Source organism: Sinorhizobium mexicanum (genome assembly GCF_013488225.1).
Lineage (GTDB): Bacteria > Pseudomonadota > Alphaproteobacteria > Rhizobiales > Rhizobiaceae > Sinorhizobium > Sinorhizobium mexicanum.
The window spans coordinates 191703-216251 of record NZ_CP041239.1 but is presented as its reverse complement, the minus strand read 5'-3'; the positions used below and the strand labels follow the sequence as shown (position 1 = coordinate 216251).

Below are 24549 nucleotides of genomic sequence, written 5' to 3'. Positions count from 1 at the left end.
GGAAGGAGGGGTCGCAATGCAGATCATTCAAAATCGTCGCACTTTTCTGGCCGGTGTGACGGCGGCCGCAAGTGCAGGGTTGTTCAAGGTCCGCCCGTCCAATGCGGCTGCGGAACCGCTGGAAACGACCACGGTTCGTCTGCCGCGGTGGGTTGGTGGTTCCTACTGCTGGGCAGGCGCGTACATCGCCGGAGAACTGATGCGCGCAGAGGGCTTCACCGACGTTCGCTACGTAGAAGCCGACAGAAGCGTCGACCAATCGGAGTGGATCGCACGCGGTGAGACTGATTTCTCTGTGAACTTTCCGCCGAATCAAATCGCGTCGATCGACGCCGGCGTGCCGATCAAGGTGCTAACCGGGTTGCACTCGGGATGCCTCGAACTGATCGCCAAGGAGAGCATCCGCAGCGTCACGGATCTGCGGGGCAAGAGGGTTGGCGTGGATGGTTTCAATAATTCGCGACACGTGTGGCTGACCCTCATGTCCGCTTATGTCGGGCTCGATCCCGTCAACGATATCCAGTGGGTCCTGACTGAAGGCGCCACCCCGACGGAACTCTTCATCCAAGGGAAGATCGACGCATTCCTCGGCACGCCGCCCCAGCCGCAGCAGCTGCGCGCCAAAAAGATCGGCCACACGATCCTCAACAATGCCGTCGACCGCCCATGGTCACAGTATTTCTGCTGCATGATCTCCGCGACCACGGACTACGTGAACAGGTACCCGGTGGCGACCAAGCGGGTCTTGCGATCCATCCTCAAGGCCGCCGACCTCTGCGTGTCGGATCCGCAGTGGGTGGCCCGGCAGATGGTCGATCGCGATTTCGTCCCGTCGTATGACTACGCGGTCCAGACGCTGAAGGATATCCGGTACGACCGGTGGCGGGAATTTGATCCTGAAGACTCCCTGCGGTTCTACACACTGCGCATGCAGGAGACGGGCATGATCAAGTCGAGTCCCAAGGAAATCATCGCCAATGGCACAAACTGGCGCTTCGTCGAAGAGCTCAAACGGGAGTTGAAGACATGAGCGCTTGGCCTGTGCATACGCTGGCACTGGCCCTCGCACTACTGGCTCCGGCGGCGCCGATTTCAGCCCATGATGCATCGCAAGCCCAGCGCTTGCCGACTATTGGAGCGGCGCCGGACTTTACCCTGACGTCGCAGGACGGCGTGTCTGTGTCACTCCGCGACTTTCGCGGCAAAGTGGTCGCCGTCGCCTTCATCTTTGCTTCCTGTACCGACATTTGCCCGATGCTGACCGACAACATGGCGCGTGTGAAGGACGCGCTAGGCCCTTTATTCGGCCCGCAGATCAGCTTCGTTTCGATCACCGTCGACCCGGAGCGGGATACGCCCGAAGTGCTGAAGCAATACGCGCAGACTTTCGCCGCCGATGTGAAGGGTTGGGTGTTTCTTACCGGCGATCCGGCAGTCGTTCATGATGTGGGGCGGAGGTATGGCGTCATAGCGCGGAAGACGGCGAGCGGCGACGTCGATCATACCCTGCTGACGTCGCTCGTGGATCGTAGCGGCAGCTTGCGCGTTCAGTATATCGGCGCAAGTTTCGACTTGGAGGAGTTCCGGAGTGATCTTCTCAGCCTCGTGGATGAAGCCCGGTAGTTTCGCGAGCCGGCTGATTGGTGGGATTGCGCGTCTGCCGGTGCGCGTCCAGACCAAGCTCTTGATCGCATTCCTATCGATCGTCGGACTGCTGATCGTGCTAGGGGCGGTCGGGTTGCAGGTGCTGAGCGGGGTCAACGATCAGACAACCGAGCTGATCAAGCTGCAACGCAGGATCGCAGCCTATCGCCAGGTCCAGCACGACACGACCAACCAGCTCTACAGCATCTCCACGGCACTGTTGCTGCAAGACGAGCGAATGCTGGATGCGGCGCTACGCCAGCTCAGCCAGTTCGGTTACGACCTCGACCGCATGGAGTTCGTCGCCACAAGCGAGGTGGGCGTGCTCGGTCAGGTACGGCTCGAGTATGACCGGTTTACGGCTGGCGTGATGCGCGTCGCGGAGCTCGTCCGCTCCGGCCGCACAGAGGAAGCACGTAAAGTCCAGCTCAATGAGATCATGCCGTCGGCCGACCGGCTCGAACGGCTGACGAACCAGCTGGTCAATATGGCCGAAGCTGACATGGTGACGGCAATCGAGGTGACGGAGGGAGCCTACGATACCTCGCGGCTGATCGTAGTGTCCTTCGCCGTGGGCAGCATCCTGTTGGCGCTGGGTCTTGGCTACGTCATCTCCTGGTCGCTGGTCGACCCCGTCAAGAAGATCGAGGCGCGTTTGCGTCAGATAGCGGCCGGCGACTTTGCCCAACAGGTTGCAGTCGGCAACCGGGACGAGCTTGGAGCGCTTGCCGACAATGTCAACCAGACCTCAACGCAACTCGGACGGCTGTACCGGGAAATCGAGACCCGCAACCGAGAACTGACCGAAACGCTTGAGCAGCAGATGGCGACGAGCGCGATCCTGCGCACGATTGCCGCTTCCCCGACCGACATTCAACCCGTCCTGAATGCCGTTGCCGAGAGCGCGGCAAAGCTCTGCGACGCTTACGATGCGGCCATACTCCTAAAAGACGGTGAGTCGCTGGCAATCAGAGCGCACCACGGCCCGATCCCGATTGATTTCGTGAAATGGCCGATCAGCCGTGACTGGGTTGCCGGTCGCGCCTTTGTAGACCGGGAGACTGTGCACGTAAGCGATCTCAGCGCCGCAGGCGATGATTTCTCCGCGGGCCGACAAATGGCCATGCGGCTTGGCCATCGGACGACCCTTGCTGTCCCACTTCTGCGGGAAGACGAAGCCATCGGAAGTCTGATAATCCGTCGAGTCGAGGTTCGGCCATTCGACCGCAAGCAGATTGAACTGCTCACGACCTTTGCCGACCAGGCGGTGATCGCGATTGAGAATGTGCGTCTGTTCCAGGAAGTCCAGGCGCGCACGGCCGAACTCGCGCGCTCCGTCGCCGAATTGGAAGCGCTCGGAGAAGTCACCAAGGCGGTCAATTCGACGCTTGATCTCGACACAGTATTGCAGACGATCGTAGCAAAGGCCGTGCAACTCTCGGACACGGATGCGGGTACTATCTATGTGTTCAGCAGCACCAGGCAACAGTTCCGACCGCGTGCAACTTATGGAATGAGCGACGAGCTCGTTGCCGCCGTCTCTGGACAGCCCATCTCCCTGAATGATCCAGGGATCGGTGATGCCGCACGGCGCCGCGAACCTGTGCAAGTGCCCGAACTCGGTGAAGGAACGCCGACTCCCGTTCAGAAAATCATCCGGGACGCTGGATATCGCGGCGTCCTGATAGTTCCATTGCTCAGGCCCAACAAGATTGTCGGCGCACTCGTCGTCAGGCGCCGCAAACCCGGAGAATTCGACGAGCGGGTTGTTCACCTGATGGAAACCTTTGCCGCCCAGTCGGTGCTCGCCATTCAAAACGCCAAGCTGTTCCGCGAGATTGAGGAAAAGGGCCAGGAGCTTGAGGCCGCTAGCCGCCACAAGTCTCAGTTCCTCGCGAATATGAGCCACGAGTTGAGGACGCCACTTAATTCGGTTCTGGGCTTCACCGAGCTTCTGGTCGACGGTATTTACGGTGAGCTTCCGGACAGGGCAAAAGCGACGGTGGCGCGCGTGCAGGCCAACGGCCGTCATCTTCTGGGTCTCATTAACGACGTGCTGGATCTTTCGAAGATCGAATCCGGCCAGCTGACACTGGCCTTTGAGGATTATTCCCTTGGGCAGATCGTTCGAACTACCGCCGCCGCGGTCGAACCGCTGGCGCGGGAAAAGGGCCTGGCGTTCACTACGACAGTTGCGAACGACCTTCCGACCGGCCGCGGCGACGAGCGCCGTCTAACCCAGGTCCTGCTCAATATCGCCGGCAACGCCATCAAGTTCACGGAATCGGGCTCTGTCGACATTCTGGCCAACGCGGCCGACGGCCACTTCGAGATCGTAGTGCGGGACACCGGCCCAGGCATCGAGCCTAAAGACCAGGCGCTCATCTTCGAGGAATTCCAGCAGGTTGACAACAGCAGCACCCGGCAGAAAGGCGGCACGGGTCTCGGTCTGGCTATCTCGAAACGCTTTGTCGAAATGCACGGCGGAACAATAACCGTGGAGTCGGTGCCCGGTTCCGGTGCGACGTTCCGAATGACGATACCAATCGACGCAGAGGAGCACGTTCAAGCGGCATGAGCAAAAGAATCCTGATGGTGGAAGACACCGAAGACAATCGCCAGATCGTGCGCGATCTCATCGCGACCACCGAATATGAACTGATCGAGGCCACGGATGGTGCCGCCGGCGTGGCGGTTGCGGCGGCGCAGAAGCCGGACTTGATCCTTATGGACATCCAGCTACCGGTGATGGATGGGTATGAAGCGACTCGCCACATAAAGTCCGACCCGGCGCTCCGGCACATTCCGATCATTGCCGTCACCTCCTACGCGTTGTCGGGGGATGAGGCGAAAGCCCTGGCTGCAGGATGTGACGGCTACATCGCCAAGCCATTCAGCCCGCGCCAACTGCTGGCAAAGGTCCGGGAACTCCTGGCCTGAGGGAGGCTGCGCCATGCACGATCCGCCCCGCATTCTCGCCGTCGACGACACGCCGGAAAATCTCGAAATCCTGCGCATGCGCCTCGAGGCGAATGGCTATGAAGTGGTGACCGCCGCGGACGGCGAAGAGGGTCTTGCAAAAGCACGCGACCTCAAGCCTGATCTCATCCTTCTCGACATCATGATGCCGAAGCTGGACGGCATCAGCGTCGTGCGCCTGCTCAAGCAGGACATTTCGCTGCGATCGATCCCGGTCATTCTCGTGACTGCGAAAGCCGATACGCGAGATGTCGTCGAGGGGTTGGACGCTGGCGGCGACGACTATCTGACCAAGCCGTTCGAGCACAAGGCGCTGCTGGCGCGCGTCCGATCGATGCTGCGGCAGAAGGCGCTTCACGACACCGTCGAAGCCCAGGCGCGGAGCCTTCAAGACCAGGCGACCCAATTGGCAGCATGGAACCAATCCCTTGAACAGAAAGTGGCGGAGCAGGTCACTGAGATCGAGCGGATGGCTCGGCTCCGACGGTATCTGCCTGCTCAGGTTGCCGATCTCATTGTTGCGGCCGGCAATGGCGACGCGCTCCTCCAAAGCCACCGCCGCGAGGTTACGGTCGTTTTCTGCGATCTGCGCGGCTTTACAGCATTTGCCGAGACTGCCGAGCCTGAAGAGGTGATGACCGTTCTTGGCGAGTACCATTCCTGTCTCGGTGAACAAATCACCCGCCACGGAGGGACGTTGGAGCGGTTCGTGGGCGATGGCATCGTTGTGATTTTCAACGACCCCCTGCCCTGCGCCGGCCATACCGAGAGAGCTGTTTCAATGGCCGTGGCGATGCGTGACGCAATTGACGAGCATTCAGAGCGATGGCGCAAGCGGGGCTATTTGCTCGGTTTCGGAATCGGCATTGCGCGGGGTCATGCAACCATCGGAAAGATTGGCTTCGACCAGCGCTCGGATTATGCGGTCATCGGTTCCGTCCCGAACCATGCGGCCCGACTGTGCGAGGAGGCCAAACCTCGTCAGATTCTCGTCAGCCAACGCGTCTTCGGCGCCGTCGAGCCATTGGTCGAATCCAGTCCTGTTGGCGACTTGACCCTGAAGGGCTTCCACCGCCCGATGCCAGCTTACGAAATTGTCCGGTGGCTTGGACCGTCATGATGACGATCATGAGCCCAGGCCGCTCACCTATCGCGGCATAAGTCAGATCGAACGACCAATGGCTGGTAGCTGCGGTCGTGCCTTCGGCAGTGCCGCCGGCAAGGAGGCCCACCTGGCGGCAGAGCACGACGAACTCCTATCCCTTCAACTCCCTCTTCAGTTCGTTGAGGAAACGCCAGTCGGTGCCCTCAGCCAGGAGCTTCTGGGGTGTGCTCTTGAGCATCCCGACTTCGTGGAGGCGCAGGGCGTAGAAGCGCAGGGTGTCCTCAGCGCTATACTCACGCCACTGATAGGGAAGCGCCTTCACGACCTGGAGGGCATGGTCATAGCGCTCAGTATAGCCCTGGTCCACCATGAACTGCGCGGATTGCTCGGGCTCGCTGGCGCAGAAATCCGCCGCTTTCAAGATGGCGCGGAGGGCGCGTTTGGTGGCCACCGGATTCGTGCGGACGAACTCCCGGTTCCCAGCCATCATGCAGCAGAAGTATTGCGACCAGGGTCGGTCCACGATGCTGCTAATCACCACATGGCCGATCCGCTGCTCCCGCATCTCCTGCGGTTCGGGGGGAAAGCCTAGGTAGGCATCGATCTTCCCCTCACTTAGGAGCCGGATGGACTCGGGTCCCGGATACGTGACGAAGTGTATGTCCTTGTGGAGGTCCAGGCCCACATAAGCCGTGATGGTGGCGAGAAAGACGAAACGGCTGGAATCCAGCGTTGGTACGGCCACGGTCTTGCCCTTGAGGTCGCGGATCGCCTGGACGCGATCGGTCCCGAACAGCTCAAAGCAGCCGACGTGGAGTCCTGCCAGGATGACGATGGGATCCCCCGCCTCCAGGCGGAGAAGGAGCGGGGCGGCGAAATGCCCATTGATGTCGGCTTCACCGGAGGCGAGGGCCGGCGCGATGTCTGCGGTCCCCCCTCTTTGGAGGTACTGCACATCGGTGAACCCTTCGCTGCGCAGCAGCTCTTCGGCTACATACTGGGGAGCCTGACAGATGCTGGGGATCCTGACGAGCCGGATCCGGGTCGTCTCAGGCGGTGGCTCCGCAGCGGCTCGCCTGGGGTACCAGCCCAGGAGCCCCGCAGTCCCCGCCAGCGTCATCCCACTCAGGAACCTCCGTCTGCTGAACCGTCCAGGGCATAGGGTATGCATGGGTCCCTCCCTTCCAAATGCTGGCCAACGTGGCACCGAGAACGTACCCATGGACGCCTCTGACCTTGCAGAACGGGTACAGCCTCAAGCGGTTTAAATGGATGGCGAATGATAACACATAGTGCCGCGGATTGGCGCGCGAGGCTGAAGCCTGCGGCTCGGTGCACGGAAGCGAAAGAACGCTCTCTCCGCGCCATCGAGATAGCTCGCGAGCGGTGGAGGCGCGATCGCTCGCACCGCGAGCGGCTCGCTACCGCCGACCTACACCCGCTTGTCGGGACACGATCCGATCGCTCTCGCGCGGAGTTCACCGTTGGACCGAAGGCGGGCGCCGGCCACACCGAGAGTGCTCTTTCGATGGCCGTGGCGATGCGTGATGCAATTGACGAGCATTCAGAGCAATGGCGCAAGCCGTGATCAGAATGTAACCGCCATAGCCGCCGTTTTCAGGTTAAGTACGCATAACAAATTAAGTGTACATTCTCAAATTAAGTACACGTATAACTTTTAGAAATCGTTGGAGTCATGCTCTTGATTGACTGCCAAGCAACATGCAGGACTGTTCGCAGTAACTTGCAACGTTCGTCCGAACTCAGAAAGTGGACCATGGCCGGTGAGTAATCAAGGCTTACGTCTTCAAAAATGGCCACGAAAGTGCTTAAATAATTGAGGTCGCGTGCACGGATAAGTCTCTTGCACGCGACCGGCGAATGCAGGGGCGTTCTTGTGAGGGCCGTCCAAAGAATCGCAGAGTCTGTCCCCACACGAAAGGGGGGACAATGTCGGGTATCATATTAGATAGACGGCGCTTCATGGCATCTGCGGCCGCCGCCGCTGCCGTCGGGCTGATCGGCCGGCCGGGCTTCGCCGATGAGGGGCCGCCCGAGACCACGACAATCCGGCTCGCCTATTACTCGAACATCTGCCTCGCGCCGACTTTGGTAGCCCGGGAACTACTACGCGCGGAGGGGTTCAACGAAATCCAGTACGTGCGGACCTCCGAGTCCTTTACCGTCCCACAACTCGTGGCCCGTGGCGAAGTGCATTTCGCCAGCACGTTCGCGGGAACGCTGGCTTACTACCTGGACAGCGGTTTGCCGATCACAGCGTTGGCCGGTATCCACTCTGGCTGCTACGAACTATTCGCTCATGAACCTGTCCGGACCATTAGCGACTTGCGCGGCAGGAGTGTCGCCATCCAGGAGCTGAACTCTGACGGGCACCACTATCTGGCGATCATGGCTGCGTATGTCGGGCTTGACCCGCAAAGGGATTTCACCTGGGTCACGAGCCCCGAGGGCAACCCAATGAAGCTCTTCGCCGAGGAAAAGGTCGATGCTTTCCTCGCATTCCCACCGGAACCTCAGGAGCTGAGAGCCCGCAAGCTCGGTCGAGTGATCATCAGCACGCTCCGGGACAAGCCATGGTCACAGTATCTTTGCTGCGCGCTTTATGGCGGCAGGGATTTCGTTCAGAGCCATCCCGTCGCCACCAAACGCTATTTGCGCGCCCTCCTCAAGGCTGCTGATTACTGCGCCGAGGAGCCGAGCCTCGTCGCACGGCAGCTTGCCGGCATGGGGTTCTCTCGTTTCGACTACGCGCTGCAGACGCTCAGTGAGATCCAGTACCGGGCTTGGCGCGAGTACGACCCCGAGGACACGATGCGGTTCTACGCGCTCCGGCTGCACGAGGCTGGCATGATCAAATCCGAGCCGAAGCGGCTCATCGCTGAGGGCACTGACTGGCGGTTCCTTGACGAGCTCAAGCGAGAGTTGAAGGGGTGAGCGCTGCAGCCCCCGCGCCTTCCTATCGCGGAATTTCGCGTACCGGAGCGATACCTGCCCAGATTAACGCGTCGAGAGCTCCTCGTGACCTGATTCGCCTGGATGCACACCGTTCTTCGGATGCAGTCATAGGGGGGTTTGGCGCGATGACCAACGACCAGGACGGCACAATTGTGCATCGGCGGGATGTGGTTTGCGGTGGCGGCGCGGTCATGTTCAATGCGCTGTTGGTTTCATTGCTCGGCGACGCGAGACCAACATGGGCGCAAGGAATCAACGGCCCGATTCCGGAAGTCGACCGCGTAGCGGTCCGGGTTGTTGTCGACAGCTACCAAATCGCGGTCGCGCCGAGCCTGAAGGCCGACAGCGTCGAAATTCAGCGCTTTGGATGGCCTCTAAGCGATCAGCCGCCGCAGAAGGCGATCATCAGCGAATTCGGCCTGTCTTTGCACGCGGAATCGCAGCGCGGTAGCGAAGTCCGAAACGTGCTCGTGGACTTCGGCTTCACGTCCGAGACCCTGCTCAACAATTCAGAGCTGTTAGGCGTTGATCCTGCCGCTCTCGACGCCCTGGCGTTGAGCCACGGCCACTACGACCACTTCGGCGGGCTGGTCGGCTTCGTGCACCAGAACAGGGGGAAGCTGAAACCGAAACTGCCGCTCTATGTAGGCGGCGAAGAGTGCTTCTGTGCCCGCACGTGGACCGCGCCACCCTTGAAAGGCAATTTCGGCGCTCTCGACCGTAAAGCGCTTGCGGGGGCGGACGTGACGGTGATCTTCGCCGAAGTGCCGACGCTTGTCGCCGACCAAGCCTTTACCACTGGTCAAATCAACCTCGCGAGTTTCGAAAGAGTGCTGTCGCCGAGCGTCATGAAGATCGGCGTGCAGACCGGCATTGGGTGCTACCCGGAACAGTTCAGCGAAGCCGAGCGTCAGCAGGGCGTCATCCCCGACCAGTTCCGCCACGAGCTGACGACTGGCTTCAAGCTGAGGGGTCGCGGCCTAGTCGTGTTGACCTCGTGCAGTCATCGCGGGGTCGTCAATGCGATCAAGCGCGCCCAGGCGGTCTCGGGCATCAGCAAGGTCCACGCTGTGATTGGCGGTTTCCACCTTGCACCCTACCCGGTGGAGTACGTGCGCCAAAGCGTTGCCGCTCTGAAGGAGATCGATCCAGACTACGTGATCCCCCTGCATTGTACCGGCGAACCGTTCTACGAGATATTTAAGGCTGAGATGCCAGAAAAGTTGCTGCGGTCGTTCACGGGAACCCGCTTCGTCTTCAATGCCTAGCGCTGGCCGGACAAATCCGTCCGCCCGTGCCCAAGCATGGCCGCGGCGCATATTGGGACACGGAATTGGATGGCGGTGAAGACCAGACCCTGGTAGCCGCACCGACAACCGCTGCGGAGAAGCGGCGTGAACATCCGGAAACCGATGCGCTTGTGCCATTGATCTTGTCTGCTGGCAATGACGCTTTTCCACCCACCTGTGCCGCTGACGGCGACAACTTGAAGGACCGGATTGGCGTCCGAGCCGGCCTTCGCCGCAGTTAACCTGGGCGACTGTCTGGGGCCCCGTTTCGGTCGAGAACCGTCGGTCTGCTTCGCCAGCGGCCGCGTCCGGAAAGGGCCAAAAAGCGGAAATGATTTCCGGATGGGTGGAGCTTTTCCAGGTCGCGGGCCTCGGCCTGACTGTCTGGCGAGTTGGTAAATGCTTGTCTTCTACCGATCTTCGCCGAGCCGCTCGAGCGTCGATACGCCCTGTGCTTCGTCGAAGCTTCCAACCTCCAACTGACGGAGACTGAAATATGCTGGTGGGATTCACCCTGAAATCGAGATCGGATACCTATGCCTGGCCGAACGCAAGCCCGCTCCAGATGCCAAGATGACCGGATCCAGTCGAGATGCCCGGAACCTCGTGCTTCTCCACCAGGCGGCAGTAATCTTGCAATGCTCTGATTGTTGCCGCATTAGAAAGTGCGGGAGGTTCGACATCATGACGCTGCATGCGCACGGGGACCTGAAATACCAGACAAGCCAGCGCCTCAGCGATGCAGCCGAGTGGCCCGGCTTGCGTGTCGAACATCGTCTCCTCAAGACTGGTCCGCAGAACGCGCTCACACCTGAATGCACGGAGGTCGTGCTGATGCTCTCCGGTCGCGCAGGCGTCAGCCGCACCGGTAACGGTCAGACGCAGGACGTGCTTGCACAGCCCGGAATGAGCTGGATCGTCCCGATCGGGACCGAGGAAAGCAAAATCGAGCTCAGCGGATCAATGGAATGCCTGCATCTCTATCTGCCGCCCACGTTGATCGAGCGGAGCGCGCTGGCGGACTACGAGATCGATCCGGCCAAAGCGGAACTCGCCTATGCGGGCGGACTTGCCGATCCCATGCTGCACCAGATCGGCTCGGCGTTTCGCAGCCTGCTTGGACGGGGCATGCAGCCGACCGACCGATTGTTCGTCGACGGCATGCAGACCGCGCTGGCGGCGCATCTTCTGGGCAATTATGCAGTCGACCGCTGGCAGCCGCCGCCGAAAGCGCCGTCGCTCGATCCGAAACGGCTGAAGCGCGTGCTGGATTTCATCGAGGCCCGGATCGGGGCTGACATCTCGCTTGACGATCTCGCCGCCGAAGCCTGCCTCAGTCCCTTTCACTTCTCGCGTCTCTTCCGCGACGCGACCGGGCTGACGCCGAACCGCTATGTCACCGATCGCCGCGTCCAGGCGGCGCGGGAAAAACTGGCGCTCGATCACTCCTCGCTGGTCGAAATCGCACTCGATACCGGCTTCGGATCGCAGGCGAACTTTATCCGCGTCTTCCGCAAGGTCACCGGAGTGACCCCCGGCCAGTACCGGGAACTGCACCGACGCTGATCACGCTTTTCGAGGCCTCTGCGACGCAGGATTTGCAACAGCGCAAGATCTGCGCATCACCCCGCAAGAAGTGGAAATAACCCCGCACTGCGACCGTCTATACCTGTCTTATCGAAACGGGAGATTGCTTCCGGTTCGATGCTCAAAGGCAGGAGACACGACAATGATAACCAACGACCAGGCCCACGCGGTCATCGCCGCCAGCGAGGCTCGGGCCACGCAGATCGGCGTTTCCATGAACATCGCGGTGTTCGATACCGCAGCTCAGCTGAAGGCGTTCAGCCGGATGGACGGCGCGGTTCTGGGCTCTATTGACATCGCCATCGGCAAGGCCCGCACCGCAGCCCTGTTCGGCATGCGGACCGAAGACATCGGCGAGTTCTGCAAGCCTGGCGGCACCTCGCCCAGCCTTGAGAACAGCAACGGCGGCCTCGTCGTCTTCGCTGGCGGCATCCCGATCCGGAACGCCGAGGGCAAGTTGATCGGCGCGGTCGGCATCTCGGGCGGCGCGGTCGCTCAGGACCTCGACGTCGCCGAAGCTGCCGCGGCAGCACTCGGCAACTGACCTCCAATCCTCATCACATCAACGAACATCCACCTAGAAACCTCGAAAGGAATCCTATCATGACCACCAAGACCATCCTCATCACCGGCGCTGGCTCTGGCTTCGGCAAGGCCGCTGCTATCGGCATGGCGAAGAACGGCCACAACATCATCGCCACCGCACACGTCTCCTCGCAGGTGACGCCTCTGCGCGAGGAAGTCGCCGCCCTCGGCCTCTCGGACAAGATCCGCGTCGAGCGGCTCGATCTCACCGATCCCTATGACATCAAGCAGGCACAAAAGTGGGACTTCGATGTCCTGTGGAACAACGCCGGCATGGGCGAAGCCGGACCGGTCTGGGAGATCCCGCTCGATCTCGTCCGCAAGAACTACGAGGTCAACGTCTTCCTGCCGCTGCAACTGACGCAGGGTGTTGTCCAGCGCTGGGTGCGCGATGGCGTAAAGGGCAAGGTCGTCTTCACCTCGTCCATGGGCGGTCTGTTCACCCCGGCCAACTGGGGCACCTATGTCTCGACCAAGCATGCGCTGGAAGCCTTCGCAGAGGCGATGCAGCAGGAACTGGCCGCCTACGGGATCAAGGTCCAGACCATCAATCCGGGTGCCTATTACACCGGCTACAACGAGACGATGGCGGATAATCCTTTCCGCTGGCTCGATGACGAGGTCAACTTCACCAAGCGTGCCGAATTGCGCAAGGGCTTCGACGACTTCTTCGCCACGCCCGAGGGCAAGATGGACCCGACCGAGATGATCGAGCGCATGATCGAGATCGTGCCGTCCGACGAAGGCAAGTTCCGCAATGTCGTGCCGAAGGTCATCGAGGATATGCTGAAGCAGCACCAGCTCCAAGCCTGGGAAAACCGAATCTGACCCCTTCTTCGGCCGGCGGCACCCACAAGGGATGCCGCCCTTCCGGTGCTCTTCAAAGGAACCCCACCATGCTTGCCAACCTTAAATCCCGGACCCGCCAGGTATTTGGCGCGGCATTGGGCGTCGCGGCAACCGCACTGGCGCTCGTCGCGATCCAGCCCGAGGCGAACGCGCAGGGGTCATCGGAAACAGAGGGCAGAAACAAGGCGGCCATCCAGTCGAGTTTCGATGCCTGGCGCGCCGGCACGGGCAGTCCGTACGATCTGCTCGCCGTCGACGCACGCTGGACGATCGAGGGTCTTTCGATCGCCTCGAAGACCTATCCGACCAAGGAGGATTTCATGCGCGAGGTCATCCGGCCATTCAACGCGCGGATGCAGTCTCCCCTGAAGCCTACGATCCGCAGCCTCTACGCCGATGGCGACACGGTCGTCGCCTTCTTCGACGCGCGAGGCGTGGCCCGTGATGGCAGGCCCTACGTCAACACCTATGCCTGGTTCCTCGACATGCGAGCCGGGCAGATCATCCGCGCATCAGCCTTCTTCGACGCAATCGAATTCAACGAACTCTGGACTCGTGTCGCACCAGCGACCGGGACAAACTGACGGAAAGGAAAGATCCATGAAAACCTGGTTCATCACTGGCGCATCGCGCGGGTTTGGCGCGCGCATTGCCGAACTCGCGCTCGCGCAGGGCGACAACGTTGTCGCGACAGCACGCAATCCCAGGACGGTGACGGAACGGCTGGGTGACCATCCCAATCTTCTCCCCATTGTGCTCGACGTGACTGATGGGGAGCAGGCGAAGGCCGCTGCCAATGCCGCCGTCGAACGTTTCGGGCGGATTGACGTTCTGCTCAACAATGCCGGTTTCGGGCTGCTCGGTGCTGTCGAGGAAGCGACCGCGGCGGAAGTCGAGCGGCTCTATCGCACAAACGTCTTCGGACTTCTCGCGGTGACACGGGCGGTTCTGCCGCATATGCGGGCACAGCGCTCGGGGCGCATTCTCAATATCTCGTCCATCGGCGGATATCGCAGCGGCCCAGGGTTCGGCGTCTACTGCTCCACGAAATTCGCTGTCGAAGGACTGTCGGAGTCTCTGCACGCCGAACTCGCTCCGCTCGGGATCCATGTGACCGTGATCGAGCCGGGGTATTTCCGCACGGACTTCCTCGATTCCAGCTCGCTGTCAGTGAGCGCGAACGTGATCGCCGACTATGCGGAAACGGCGGGCACTGTTAGAACGCGCGCAACAAGCCTCAATCACGCGCAGCCGGGCGATCCTGACAAGTTGGCGCGGGTTATCGTGGAATTTGCCGATGCTCCCAATCCACCGGTGCGCCTCCCGCTCGGCAGCGACACCGTCATGGCCATTGAGGCGAAGCACGCGGCCGATGCTGCCATCCTCACCGAATGGAGGGCCGTCTCGACGTCGACTGACATTGCACAGTCATGACGACCGAAGATGGAGCGGTCACGGACATCGTCCATGGCCGCTCCGCAATCCTGCTTGATACCCGCGCATTTCACGAAAACGTCGACACGCTCATAACCGAGCCGCCGCCCTTGCCCCATTAGAGAACAGTATCGGCCAATGCCAGACCTCGGCGGCAAGAGCTCAGATGTCCGCTTTTCGTGTTGGGTGTCCTGGCAGCGGACGGTCGGCCATCGGCCCCGAACACGTCATTCGGCAATCGGCTTGGCGACGACCGCGTAGTCCGCACCGCAGACGCTCATCGCCATCGCAGTGAACTTCCGCCCTCCACCCAAAGCAGGAGTCTGTGGCGGGTCCTAAGCAGCAGGTTTTCACCACAAGTTGACTCCAAGCGGCACCCGACACATGCAGCGCTCGATCTTGTTCGAATTGAAAAGGGCCTCCCCTCACTTGTGCAAGAAGAGGCCCGGCGTCTGAGCGTTCGACTTCACAGACGCGGTATTGATGACAGGGGCTATGGAAATTCATAGCCCACTCACGCAATTGTGCACGACAAAATATGCCCGGCGGACGGATCAGGAAAACCGCGCGCCGGATGGAGCCAATTTGCTGATCAAGGCACCTAGGGTGCTGCCGGCGTGCTGGGACTGCGAAGAACGGTGACCAGTTCGGAGTAGCCCAGCCTGCCACTACTTCTTGAAACGAACGCCTACGCCGCCGCCATTTTCAGGGATGAACTCGATTCCTGCCTTTTTGAACGCAGCGACGATGCTCGCAAGATTATTGCTAATGGGCACGTGGGCTCCCCGTTCAAAATCCGCAACAGTCTGGCGAGACACGCTGGCCGCTTTGGCGAGCGCTGCTTGGCTCCAACCCAACATAGCTCGCGCCCCACGGCACTGCTCCATCGTAAGAATATCGTTATTCAAGGCAAACTTTCTGATTGACTTCCGACATTTTGTAGGAACAATTGCACCCGACGATCGAACAGGTGCGGGAACACCTGCTCGATCTCACCACAAACCAAGCTGTAGGGAGCTCGGATCATGGCTGATTCCGACAATAGCAGAACTTTGTCTACGGTCACCCGGGGAGATTTTCATTCCTTCGTGGCGGCATCTTTACCCACATATCAAGAACTTGCCGCGACGAAGAACCTACCTTCCGATGCGTGCAACGACGATCCCGCGCTCGCGGTTTGGCATCAATGGTGCGACACCTGGCAATGTTTAAGCGAAGCGAGCTTGCGCCAGCAGCGGCTCGAAAGAGCGCTCTTTCCGGTTGTTTTGCCACCACCGCTTGAGGAAGCCGCAGGTTCGCGAACCTACAGCGAGGCCATCGAAGCTGAAGACCGTGCATCCATCGCGGAGGAGCAGGCCGCGGAAACCTTGTGGGAGACACCGGCGATGTCGGCCGCAGGCGCTGCCGCCAAACTCCATGCCGCCATTACCAAATGGCAACCCTCCCCCACAAGCCAAGGGGAGCCTTGGCCGCAAATCCGCTTCGTCATCGCCGACCTTCTGAAGATCGATATCGCCTCAGTCGCGAGCGGACCGAATTGCCTGTCGACGCCCGAAATCCAATCCGAGGTTTAGCGGCTGAACAGGCAACGGTAGAGCACGCAGGATTCCGGGCTCGCACTCACGCGCGACCGCGCCATAGCACGCATTTCATCTGGGAAGCCGCGCGTCGGAGACCACTCCGCCGCGGCGTTTCGACTCTACCAAGAACTTAGAAAAAGGAACTTCAAATGAAACTGGGAAACCCATTTCGCGCATGCCTGCTGTCCACATTCTTGATTTCAGCCTCGTTCTGGGGTGCCGCAGATTCTGCGCAGGCACAGGAACGAGGCGAGTTGCGTATCGCCACGTCGTACAAGCTGATGACGCTCGATCCCCAATACGCCAACCTCAATGAAAACACTTCGTTGCTCTCCCATATCTACGAGCGCCTCGTTTATCAGGACGAAAATCTCGAGTTGAAGCCCGGCCTTGCCACCTCCTGGCGGCCACTGTCCGACGCGCAATGGGAGTTCAAGCTCCGCGACAACGTCCGCTTTCATGACGGTTCAGCGTTCACCGCGGACGACGTCGTCTACACGATCGAGCGCATCCGCGATTTCCTCAAACCACCAAGCGGCGGCTTTCGCTCCTATGTGAGTGGCATCAAGTCGGTCTCGGCGTCCGATCCCCTCACCGTCGTCATCGAGACCAACGGTGCCGTCCCCAATCTGCCACTATTCTTCTCCTCCATTTTTGTGATGAACCGGCCCTCTGAGGGATTCGAGACGACGGAGGACCTCAACGCCGGTCGCTCTCCCGTCGGTACCGGACCTTATCGGTTCGAGAGCTGGAGTTCCGGCGAGAACCTGGAACTCGCACGGAACGACGCCTACTGGGGCGGCAAGCCCGCCTGGTCGAAAGTTGCTTTCCGGGTCATCGAGAGCCCCGCCGCCCGGGTTGCGGCGCTTAGCACAGGAGAGGTCGATGTGGCGGATGCCATTCCGGCGCGCGACGTCGCCTCGTTGAAAGAGCGCGGCGCCAGAATCGCGAGCGTTGGTGCGGCACGCGTCAACTTCGTGCAATTCGACGTGTCGCGCGAGACACTTCCGGGCGTGACGGACAAGTCGGGCCAACCGATCGGCAATCCTTTCAAAGACCGTCTGGTTCGCCGTGCACTTGCGATGGCGACGGATCGGGGCATTCTCGTCGACAAGATCCTCGCGGGTTATGGCACGGCCGCGGCTCAGGTCTTTCCGAACGGCCTTCCGGGCACCTCGGCAAATCTGGTGCCCGGGACGCCCAACTATGACGAGGCAAAATCGCTTCTTTCGAAGGCCGGCTTCCCCGATGGATTCAACCTCGTTCTTGCCGGGCCTGCCGGACGCTACCCCGGTGACGCCGAGAGCCTCCAAGCCGTCGCGCAAAGCTGGGCCCGCATTGGCGTAAACGCCCAGCCATCAGCCGCCCCGTTCTCGGTCTTCAATACCAAACGGGCCGCCGGCGACTACGCCGTCTGGTACGGCGGCACATCCGGCGAGGCGGCCGACATCATCCTCCATACCCTGCTGGCATCGCCCAACCCCGAGCGCGGAACCGGTGCCCTGAACTTCGGGAAGTATCGCAACGAAGGCTTCGACGCGATGCTCGCAAAGGCGGAAAGCATTGAGGTGGGGCCGGACCGGAATCAGGCGCTGGCGCAAGCGACGGAACTCGTGATGGCAGACCAGCCGATCATACCGCTCTACCATTTTCATCACATCGTCGGTTACGGCCCGCGGATCGGCTCCTATGTGATGCATCCCCGCGGCTGGACGACCGCGATGCAGACGCTTGCGGCGATGGAGTAAGCGGTCATGGGACTGATTTCAGTTGCACTCGGAAGGCTGTCGCAAGCCTTGCCTCTACTCATCGCCATGTCGTTGATCGGCTTTATCGGCATCCACAGCGTCGGCAATCCGGTCTTCAACGTCGTCAACATCGAAACCGCCACGCCAGAAGATATCCGGCAGGCGACAATCGCGCTCGGACTGGATCAGCCGATCTGGCGGCAGTATCTCCTCTTCGTCGGCAACGTCATCAGGGGAAACTTCGGTACCTCCTACATCTATCATCTGCCGGCCTTCGAGCTGGTTATAGCCAGGCTGCCGGCGACGCTGGAACTGGCCTCTGTCGCCATGCTGATAGCGGCGCCACTTGGAACGGGACTTGGCCTCGTTGCCGGCCGACGGAACGGAACCCTGTTCGATCGGACCGTGCTCAAGGCGAGCGTGTCGGCGCTGAGCATTCCCTCCTTCTGGCTGGCGATGATGCTGATCCTCGTCGGCGCCATCCTGACTGGCTGGTTCCCGTCCGGTGGCAGAGGCTCGACCGCAAGTTTCCTGGGGCAGGAATGGAGTGTCTTCACCGGCAACGGGCTGTGGCACCTCGTGCTTCCCGCACTGGCGCTGGCGATACCGAACATCGCGCTCATCGCCCGTCTTTCGCGATCGGGCACGATCGAAGTCGAGAGCCTGGACTATACGCGGTTTTGCCGCGCCAAGGGGCTTTCCCCGGAAAGGATCCTGTTCCGGCACACCCTTCCGAACATCAGCGTGCCGATCGTGACGATCATCGGCCTGCAGTTCGGCGGCATGCTCGCCTTTGCCGTAGTCGTGGAATCGATCTTCTCATGGCCAGGCGTCGGCAAGCTCTTGATCGACTCCATCCAGCTTCTCGACCGGCCGGTGGTAATGGCGACACTGACCTTCATCTCGGTCGCGTTCGTCGCGCTGAATGCCCTCGTCGACCTCTTGTATGCCGTGCTCGATCCGCGCGTGCGCCTGTCTTCATGAAAGGTGACCCCGTCATGAAAGCCCAGATTTTGAGGGCGCTTCAAAAGCGTCCGCATGGACCGGCCCTGACTGCGTCCAAGGTCCTGCTCGCGAGCTACATTCTGCTTGCCATTGCAGCCCCCGTCATCGCACCTCAAAACCCCTACGATCCGCTGCAGATCTATGGCTGGGAAGCATCCTCTCGGCCCGGCACGCCCGGCAGCGGCGGTTATCTCTACCTGCTCGGAACGGACGGGCTCGGCCGGGATATCGTCAGCACCATCCTCTATGGTCTGCGCATCAGCCTGGTGGTGTCGGTGACGAGTGCGGCGATCGCCGCATTGATCGGTCTGACGGCCGGTGTCAGCGCGGCGTATTTCGGGAAGTGGGTCGATGTCGCGATCATGCGCCTCGTCGACCTGCAGCTCAGCCTGCCGACGATCCTGATTGCGCTCATCGCGATCGTCACGCTCGGGCCGGGCATAGACCGGATCATCCTGGCGTTGATCATCGCCCAATGGGCGACCTATGCGCGGATCGCGCGCGGTGTGGCCTTGAGCGAGGCCAACAAGCCCTACACGGATGCCGCCCGATTGATGCGGCTGCCGACATCCCGGATCATCTTTCGGCACTTGCTTCCGAACAGCATCGCGCCCGCCGTTACCTTGATCCCGATCGAGGTCGGCCATGCCGTTGCACTCGAGGCCACTCTCTCCTTCCTGGGTTTGGGCGTTCCGATCGACAAGCCCTCGCTCGGCTCCGCGGTCGCGAGCGGGTTCCAGTACCTTCTGACCGGCCAATACTGGATCAGCCTGTTCCCGGGCCTCGCCCTCTTCGGCCTGATCGCAAGCATCAATCTCGTCGGCGAAGACGTTCGACGCAGCCTCGATCCAAGGAACCATTCGCGATGACAGTGGAACAGATGAACAGACCCCTGCTGCGGGTGCAGAACCTTGGCCTTCGCCATGTTTCGGGAGACGGCCCGACGACAATCCTGTCGGACGTGAGTTTTGAACTCGGACGCGGCGAGATCCTCGGCATTATCGGCGAGTCTGGAGCTGGAAAGTCGACCGTCGGCAATGCCATCCTTGGCCTGCTTTCGCCTGAGTTCCACCAGACGTCCGGAACGATCACCTTCGACGGCAAGGCGTTGGACGCCATGACGGTCGGCGAGCGAGAAGCCCTTCGCGGGCGGCGGATATCGGCGATCTTCCAGGATCACACCGCCTCGCTCGATCCGTTGATGAGCGTCGGTGCGCAAGTTCAGGAAACCTGCCTTGCGGTCGACAGGTCCCTTTCGAGACGCGAAGCCCGCGCCCGCGCGATCGATCTGCTTGCGCGTGTCGGCATTCCCGAACCCGAGCGGCGGTACCGCAACTACCCGCACCAGTTCTCCGGAGGCCAAAGGCAGCGCATCGTCATCGCCATTGCGCTTGCAGGCTCGCCCGACATCATCATCGCCGACGAGCCGACCTCGGCGCTTGATGCGACGGTGCAGAAGCAGGTGCTTGAACTTCTCAGGACTCTTGTCGACGAAACCGGTGTCTCCGTCATCCTTGTCACGCACGACATGGGTGTGATCTCCGAGATCACCGACCGGGTTCTCGTCATGCGCAAGGGCCTAGTGGTCGAAACGAATTTCACAGCTGCCATCCTCGATCGGCCAAATCACGAATACACGAAGAAGCTACTCGCCGCCGTTCCCAGGCTGAGGATCCCAGCTGCGACCACCAGTGCCGGTGAGGAAAGCGGTCGGACTGTCCACGCGATCGGTGGCGACCCGACGCCGATGTACCTCGTCGCCGACAATGTTTCGAAACAGTTTGGGCCGCTAGGCTTCGCCTGGGGTATTGGCCGGCGCAAACCGAAGTTCGGCTTGAATGACGTCGGCCTTCGACTGCCTCGCGGCACGATCACCGGCATTGTCGGCGAGAGCGGAAGCGGCAAGACGACCTTCGGCCGCATCATCGCCGGCCTCGATACGGCGCTTGCGGGCAGGATCCGGATCGGTGCCAGCGAATTCGACGCTTCGAGAAGCGGTCGCCGCACCGGCCTCCTCGGCCGGGTGCAGATGATCTTCCAGGACCCGTCCGTGTCGTTGAACCCCCGGATGACCATCGCCGAGACGCTCGAAGAAAGCATCCGCTTCGGCGCAAAGATCGGCTCCAGTGAAGAGCCGGCGGACGCGGCAGCGATGATGGATCGGCTGGGACTTGCTCGCAGCCTGCTCGAGCGCTACCCGCACCAGCTCTCCGGCGGTCAGAAGCAGCGCGTCTGCATCGCCCGGGCCCTCCTCGCGCGTCCCGAGATTATCGTGGCGGACGAACCGACATCTGCGCTCGACGTGTCGGTGCAGGCCGAGATCGTCCAACTCCTGAAGGACACCATCACTGACAAGGGAATGACGATGGTCTTCATCTCCCACGACCTCGCCATCGTCCAGGAGATGTGTAGCACCGTCTACATCTTCAAGGATGGCAGGGTCGAGGATTGCGGGCCTACGGAGTTCATCTTCTCGCGATCCGACAATCCCTACACGCGCACACTCATCAACGCCCGACCTCACCGTTTCATATGCTGAGCTGTGCTGCGCGTCGCACCGACCGGCCCCAACACCGAACCGCCAGTTTCTCGAAACGCGTGGCACGCATCGCCACAGAAGGTGACTCCATGAATGACAGGTTCACATTGGCCGTGACGGGCCAATCGCTCATCAAGCATGATATCCGCGACATCCCTGCCCCGGCCTTCCGTGAGGTTCAATCTCTCCTTCGTGAGGCGGATCTCTCGTTCACCAACTTCGAGGGGACCATCCTTGGGACCCACGGCGGGTGGCCACTCAAGGGGTCCTTCTTTGGCTGCAGCGATGCAGCCGTTCTCGACACCCTTCAGGCCATCGGATTTCGGGCGCTATCGCTATCGAATAACCATGCGTTCGATCTAGGCCCCTCTGGCGTGCTCTCGACGCTCGAGGAGGTGGAGAAGCGCGACTTCCTCCATGCTGGCCTCGGCCGTGACCACACCGAGGCATCACGGGCAAGGACCGCAACGATCCGCGGCCGGCGGGTCGCGATCGTCGCGATGGACGGGGGCCCCGGTCCGGATTTCATGTATGCCGCCGATGCCGACGACAATCGCCCGGGACGCCCGGGTGTCAACCGGCTTCGCCTGTCCCAGGTCATCGAGGTCGACGAAACCGCATTCGATCAAATCCAAGCCATTCGCGACAAAGTCGGTTACACGGCGATCGATCTCACCAATGACAGCCAGCCAGACGATCCGCCGCGCCTCGCCCCGGAATCCGAGATCGGCATCTCTCGTGCGGTATTCAGGCGATCGGAACGGTTCGGGCGGAGCGTCAAGATCGATGAGGCCGATCTCGCCAGGAACCTCGCCTCGATCGCGGCTGCGGCTGAGGACGGATCTCTGGTGGTCGCCTATCTCCACCATCACCATTGGGCGTCCGACTGGTACCAGGTCCCCGGCTGGGTGAGTGGCGTTGCCAAACGATGCATCGATGCCGGTGCTCATATGTTCGTGAGCCACGGTGCACCGGTCCTCCAGCCGATCGAGATCTATCGCCGCCGGCCGATCTTCTACAGCCTCGGGAATTTCATTTTCCATGTGCGTTCGGAGAAGTCGACCTGGACGGCACCGGAAGTCTGGGAGAGCGTCGTCAGTGTCTGCTCGTTCGGCACCGACCACCGCCTCATAGAGATCACGCTTCATCCCGTCATCATCGGCGGCGACGCGTCGCTTACGGACGGGGTGCTGGAACGTCGCCTGGCGCCACATCTCGCAGTGGGCGAGAGCGCCGAACGGATATTGCGCCGATTTTCGGAACAATCGGCGAGATTCGGCGTCAACATCGAGCTTTCCGGCGATGTCGGTGTCATCCGGTTTTAGTCTGCAGCGCGCCGCACCAAGGCGCTCACTGGCTAGCTCGCAGTTCATCACGACTGCGGGAAGCGGTGATGGGCCGGCCCATCTCAGCTAAAAAAACGCGGCATACAAGGGCCGAAACTTCTTCAGCGCGAGGATGATGGAACATGGACGTGCAGAAAGAACTCATCAGCCGGTTTTTTCGCTATGCTGCGGTGGAAAGCCAAAGCAACGGCCGCTCCCAATCCTTGCCGTCCTCGTCCGGGCAAGCTGCTCTTGCCGCCTTGCTCGTCGACGAGATGCGCGCGCTCGGCCTGGCGGACGTCATCATCGACGAGCATGCCATCGTGACGGGAGTCAAACGTGGCAACAGGCCGGAGGTACCAGCGATCGGCTTCATCGCGCATCTCGACACGGTCGATGTCGGCCTCTCGCCCTTCGTCCGCCCACAAATCCTCCGCTTCGAAGGCGAGGACCTTTGCCTCAACCACCAAGCGGACATCTGGCTGCGGGTCGCCGAACATCCTGAAATTCTTGAATGGATGGGGGAAGACATCATCGTCGGCGACGGCACAAGCGTGCTCGGTGCGGATAACAAGGCCGCCATCGCGGTCACAATGACGCTGCTTACCCAGCTCGATCAGCAGGTCGGCCACGGAGATGTCTTCATCGCCTTCGTGCCGGACGAGGAAATCGGATTGCGAGGAGCCAAGGCGATGGATCTCTCCCGCTTCCCTTGTGATTTTGCTTACACGATCGACTGCTGCGAACTTGGCGAGGTGGTCCTGGAGACATTCAACGCCGCATCCTGCGAGATCGTCTTTAACGGCGTCAGTGCGCATCCAATGGCCGCGAAGGGAACGCTCGTCAATCCGTTGCTGATGGCAATGGACTTCATCTCTCACTTCGACCGCAAGGAGACGCCCGAATGCACGGAGGATCGCGAAGGATTTTTCTGGTTCAAGGATCTCATCGCCAACGACAGCGAAGCGAGATTGACCGCGCTGATGCGGGATTTCGACACCGACGGCTTCAATCTGCGCAAGCGCCGGATCGCCGAGGTCGCGGAACGAATGCGATTCCGTTATCCCACCGGGAACGTCCGGTACCAGGTCACCGACACCTATCGAAACATCTCCACGAGCCTCGCTCGTGATGATCGTGCCGTCGCTCTTCTATTCAAGGCCATGGAGGAACTCGGGATCGAGAAGAAAGTGATCCCGATGCGCGGCGGCACCGATGGCGCGGTCCTCTCGGCCAGAGGAATACCGACACCGAACTTCTTCACCGGCGCCTACAACTTCCATTCACGCTACGAGTTTCTGCCGGTACCGGCCTTCGAAAGGTCGTTGGAAGTTGCTTTGAAGATCTGCCAATTGGCGGCGACTAACTGAGAACATCGCGGGCCGACGGCTGACGGGGCAGCAGGTTGTCCATCCGGTCCGGACCGGGAAAGCTGCGGTTGTCGAAGCTTCAGTGATTCCTTGGGGACCGGATGAACATCCATAAGAATGCCCGTCTGACGCCGCGTGGTCGAGAGCGCAATGTCATGCAGGTCGAGAGGGGCAGTCGCCGCAGGCCGTTGCCGAAGCCGCAGGCGTCTGCCCGCGCACGGCGCGAAAATGGGTTGATCGCTATCGATGCGAAGGACTGGCGGGATTGCGGGATCGCTCTTCCCGGCCGCATCGCTTGCGTCGGCCGACGCCGCAGACGGTTGTCGCGGAAATCGAGCGGCTGCGGCGCCAGCGCTGGACGGGCAAGCAGATCGCTGCCGAAACCGGTGTCTCCCCGGCCACGGTCAGCCGGGTTCTCCGTCGGTTGGGCTTGAACAAGCTCAGCGCCCTGGAGCCCGCCGAACCGATCCGGCGCTATGAACGCCAGCACCCAGGCGGCGGCATCCCGACGGCTACCGGCTAGTGCGCGCGCAG

The 24549-nt window shown here is 61.1% G+C and carries 21 protein-coding genes and 1 pseudogene; 20 read left to right on the top strand and 2 right to left on the bottom strand.

Annotated elements, in window-relative coordinates; all coding sequences use genetic code 11:
• The first annotated feature begins 16 nt into the window (after positions 1–16).
• The 5 genes from FKV68_RS21095 to FKV68_RS21075 are packed head-to-tail and all read left to right on the top strand — an operon-like array spanning position 17 to position 5743.
• The gene (locus FKV68_RS21095) at positions 17–1030 is read left to right on the top strand and encodes an ABC transporter substrate-binding protein (protein WP_180941923.1); all 1014 of its coding nucleotides are present in this window, start codon (positions 17–19) and stop codon (positions 1028–1030) included.
• On the top strand, positions 1027–1623 hold the full coding sequence (locus FKV68_RS21090; protein WP_180941922.1) for an SCO family protein: 597 nt from the start codon (positions 1027–1029) through the stop codon (positions 1621–1623). The genes FKV68_RS21095 and FKV68_RS21090 overlap by 4 nt, the downstream gene beginning before the upstream one ends.
• Positions 1589–4222, top strand: a complete 2634-nt coding sequence (locus FKV68_RS21085) for a GAF domain-containing protein (RefSeq protein ID WP_180941921.1) — start codon at positions 1589–1591, stop codon at positions 4220–4222. Before FKV68_RS21090 ends, FKV68_RS21085 begins: the two co-directional genes overlap by 35 nt.
• Positions 4219–4584, top strand: a complete 366-nt coding sequence (locus tag FKV68_RS21080; protein ID WP_180941920.1) for a response regulator — start codon at positions 4219–4221, stop codon at positions 4582–4584. Before FKV68_RS21085 ends, FKV68_RS21080 begins: the two co-directional genes overlap by 4 nt.
• Before the next feature lie 13 nt (positions 4585–4597).
• Positions 4598–5743: a response regulator gene (locus tag FKV68_RS21075; protein WP_180941919.1), complete on the top strand. Its 1146-nt coding sequence runs from the start codon at positions 4598–4600 to the stop codon at positions 5741–5743.
• A gap of 136 nt (positions 5744–5879) precedes the next feature.
• Here the strand turns inward: FKV68_RS21075 and FKV68_RS21070 are convergent, their stop codons facing one another.
• A complete protein-coding gene (locus FKV68_RS21070) occupies positions 5880–6848 on the bottom strand; it encodes an ABC transporter substrate-binding protein (protein WP_245181763.1) in 969 nt (322 codons plus the stop codon).
• A gap of 863 nt (positions 6849–7711) precedes the next feature.
• Here FKV68_RS21070 and FKV68_RS21065 point away from each other — a divergent pair.
• The 7 genes from FKV68_RS21065 to FKV68_RS21035 all read left to right on the top strand — a co-directional run bounded on the left by FKV68_RS21065 (position 7712) and on the right by FKV68_RS21035 (position 14448).
• Positions 7712–8683, top strand: a complete 972-nt coding sequence (locus FKV68_RS21065; RefSeq protein ID WP_245181764.1) for an ABC transporter substrate-binding protein — start codon at positions 7712–7714, stop codon at positions 8681–8683.
• A 146-nt stretch (positions 8684–8829) separates the two neighbouring features.
• A complete protein-coding gene (locus tag FKV68_RS21060) occupies positions 8830–9972 on the top strand; it encodes an MBL fold metallo-hydrolase (protein ID WP_180941917.1) in 1143 nt (380 codons plus the stop codon).
• A gap of 705 nt (positions 9973–10677) precedes the next feature.
• Positions 10678–11559 (top strand): AraC family transcriptional regulator, encoded by an 882-nt coding sequence (locus FKV68_RS21055; protein ID WP_180941916.1) that lies wholly within the window; start codon positions 10678–10680, stop codon positions 11557–11559.
• A 163-nt stretch (positions 11560–11722) separates the two neighbouring features.
• Positions 11723–12124 carry a GlcG/HbpS family heme-binding protein gene (locus tag FKV68_RS21050; protein WP_180941915.1) on the top strand — a complete coding sequence of 134 codons (402 nt, stop codon included), beginning with the start codon at positions 11723–11725 and terminating at the stop codon, positions 12122–12124.
• A 59-nt stretch (positions 12125–12183) separates the two neighbouring features.
• Entirely contained in the window at positions 12184–12993 is an 810-nt protein-coding gene (locus FKV68_RS21045; protein WP_180941914.1) for an SDR family oxidoreductase, read from the top strand.
• Between the two features lie 68 nt (positions 12994–13061).
• A complete protein-coding gene (locus FKV68_RS21040) occupies positions 13062–13598 on the top strand; it encodes a nuclear transport factor 2 family protein (RefSeq protein WP_180941913.1) in 537 nt (178 codons plus the stop codon).
• 16 nt (positions 13599–13614) lie between these two features.
• Entirely contained in the window at positions 13615–14448 is an 834-nt protein-coding gene (locus FKV68_RS21035) for an oxidoreductase (RefSeq protein ID WP_180941912.1), read from the top strand.
• A gap of 668 nt (positions 14449–15116) precedes the next feature.
• Here FKV68_RS21035 and FKV68_RS21030 read toward each other — a convergent pair.
• Positions 15117–15335 (bottom strand): helix-turn-helix transcriptional regulator, encoded by a 219-nt coding sequence (locus tag FKV68_RS21030; protein ID WP_180941944.1) that lies wholly within the window; start codon positions 15333–15335, stop codon positions 15117–15119.
• A 138-nt stretch (positions 15336–15473) separates the two neighbouring features.
• On the opposite strand from FKV68_RS21030, the gene FKV68_RS21025 reads away from it, so the two are divergent.
• From FKV68_RS21025 to FKV68_RS20990, 8 genes and pseudogenes are all read left to right on the top strand, one after another.
• The gene (locus FKV68_RS21025) at positions 15474–16022 is read left to right on the top strand and encodes a hypothetical protein (RefSeq protein ID WP_180941911.1); all 549 of its coding nucleotides are present in this window, start codon (positions 15474–15476) and stop codon (positions 16020–16022) included.
• Positions 16023–16177: 155 nt separating this feature from the next.
• Entirely contained in the window at positions 16178–17776 is a 1599-nt protein-coding gene (locus tag FKV68_RS21020; RefSeq protein ID WP_180941910.1) for an ABC transporter substrate-binding protein, read from the top strand.
• A gap of 6 nt (positions 17777–17782) precedes the next feature.
• The gene (locus tag FKV68_RS21015) at positions 17783–18760 is read left to right on the top strand and encodes an ABC transporter permease (RefSeq protein ID WP_180941909.1); all 978 of its coding nucleotides are present in this window, start codon (positions 17783–17785) and stop codon (positions 18758–18760) included.
• Between the two features lie 14 nt (positions 18761–18774).
• On the top strand, positions 18775–19650 hold the full coding sequence (locus FKV68_RS21010; RefSeq protein ID WP_180941908.1) for an ABC transporter permease: 876 nt from the start codon (positions 18775–18777) through the stop codon (positions 19648–19650).
• Positions 19647–21320: a dipeptide ABC transporter ATP-binding protein gene (locus FKV68_RS21005; protein WP_180941907.1), complete on the top strand. Its 1674-nt coding sequence runs from the start codon at positions 19647–19649 to the stop codon at positions 21318–21320. Before FKV68_RS21010 ends, FKV68_RS21005 begins: the two co-directional genes overlap by 4 nt.
• Positions 21321–21409: 89 nt before the next feature.
• Positions 21410–22645, top strand: a complete 1236-nt coding sequence (locus FKV68_RS21000; protein WP_180941906.1) for a CapA family protein — start codon at positions 21410–21412, stop codon at positions 22643–22645.
• Between the two features lie 143 nt (positions 22646–22788).
• Entirely contained in the window at positions 22789–24015 is a 1227-nt protein-coding gene (gene pepT / locus FKV68_RS20995) for a peptidase T (RefSeq protein ID WP_180941905.1), read from the top strand.
• Between the two features lie 101 nt (positions 24016–24116).
• Positions 24117–24511: pseudogene (locus FKV68_RS20990) on the top strand (helix-turn-helix domain-containing protein); the annotation flags it as partial.
• Positions 24512–24549 lie beyond the last annotated feature (38 nt).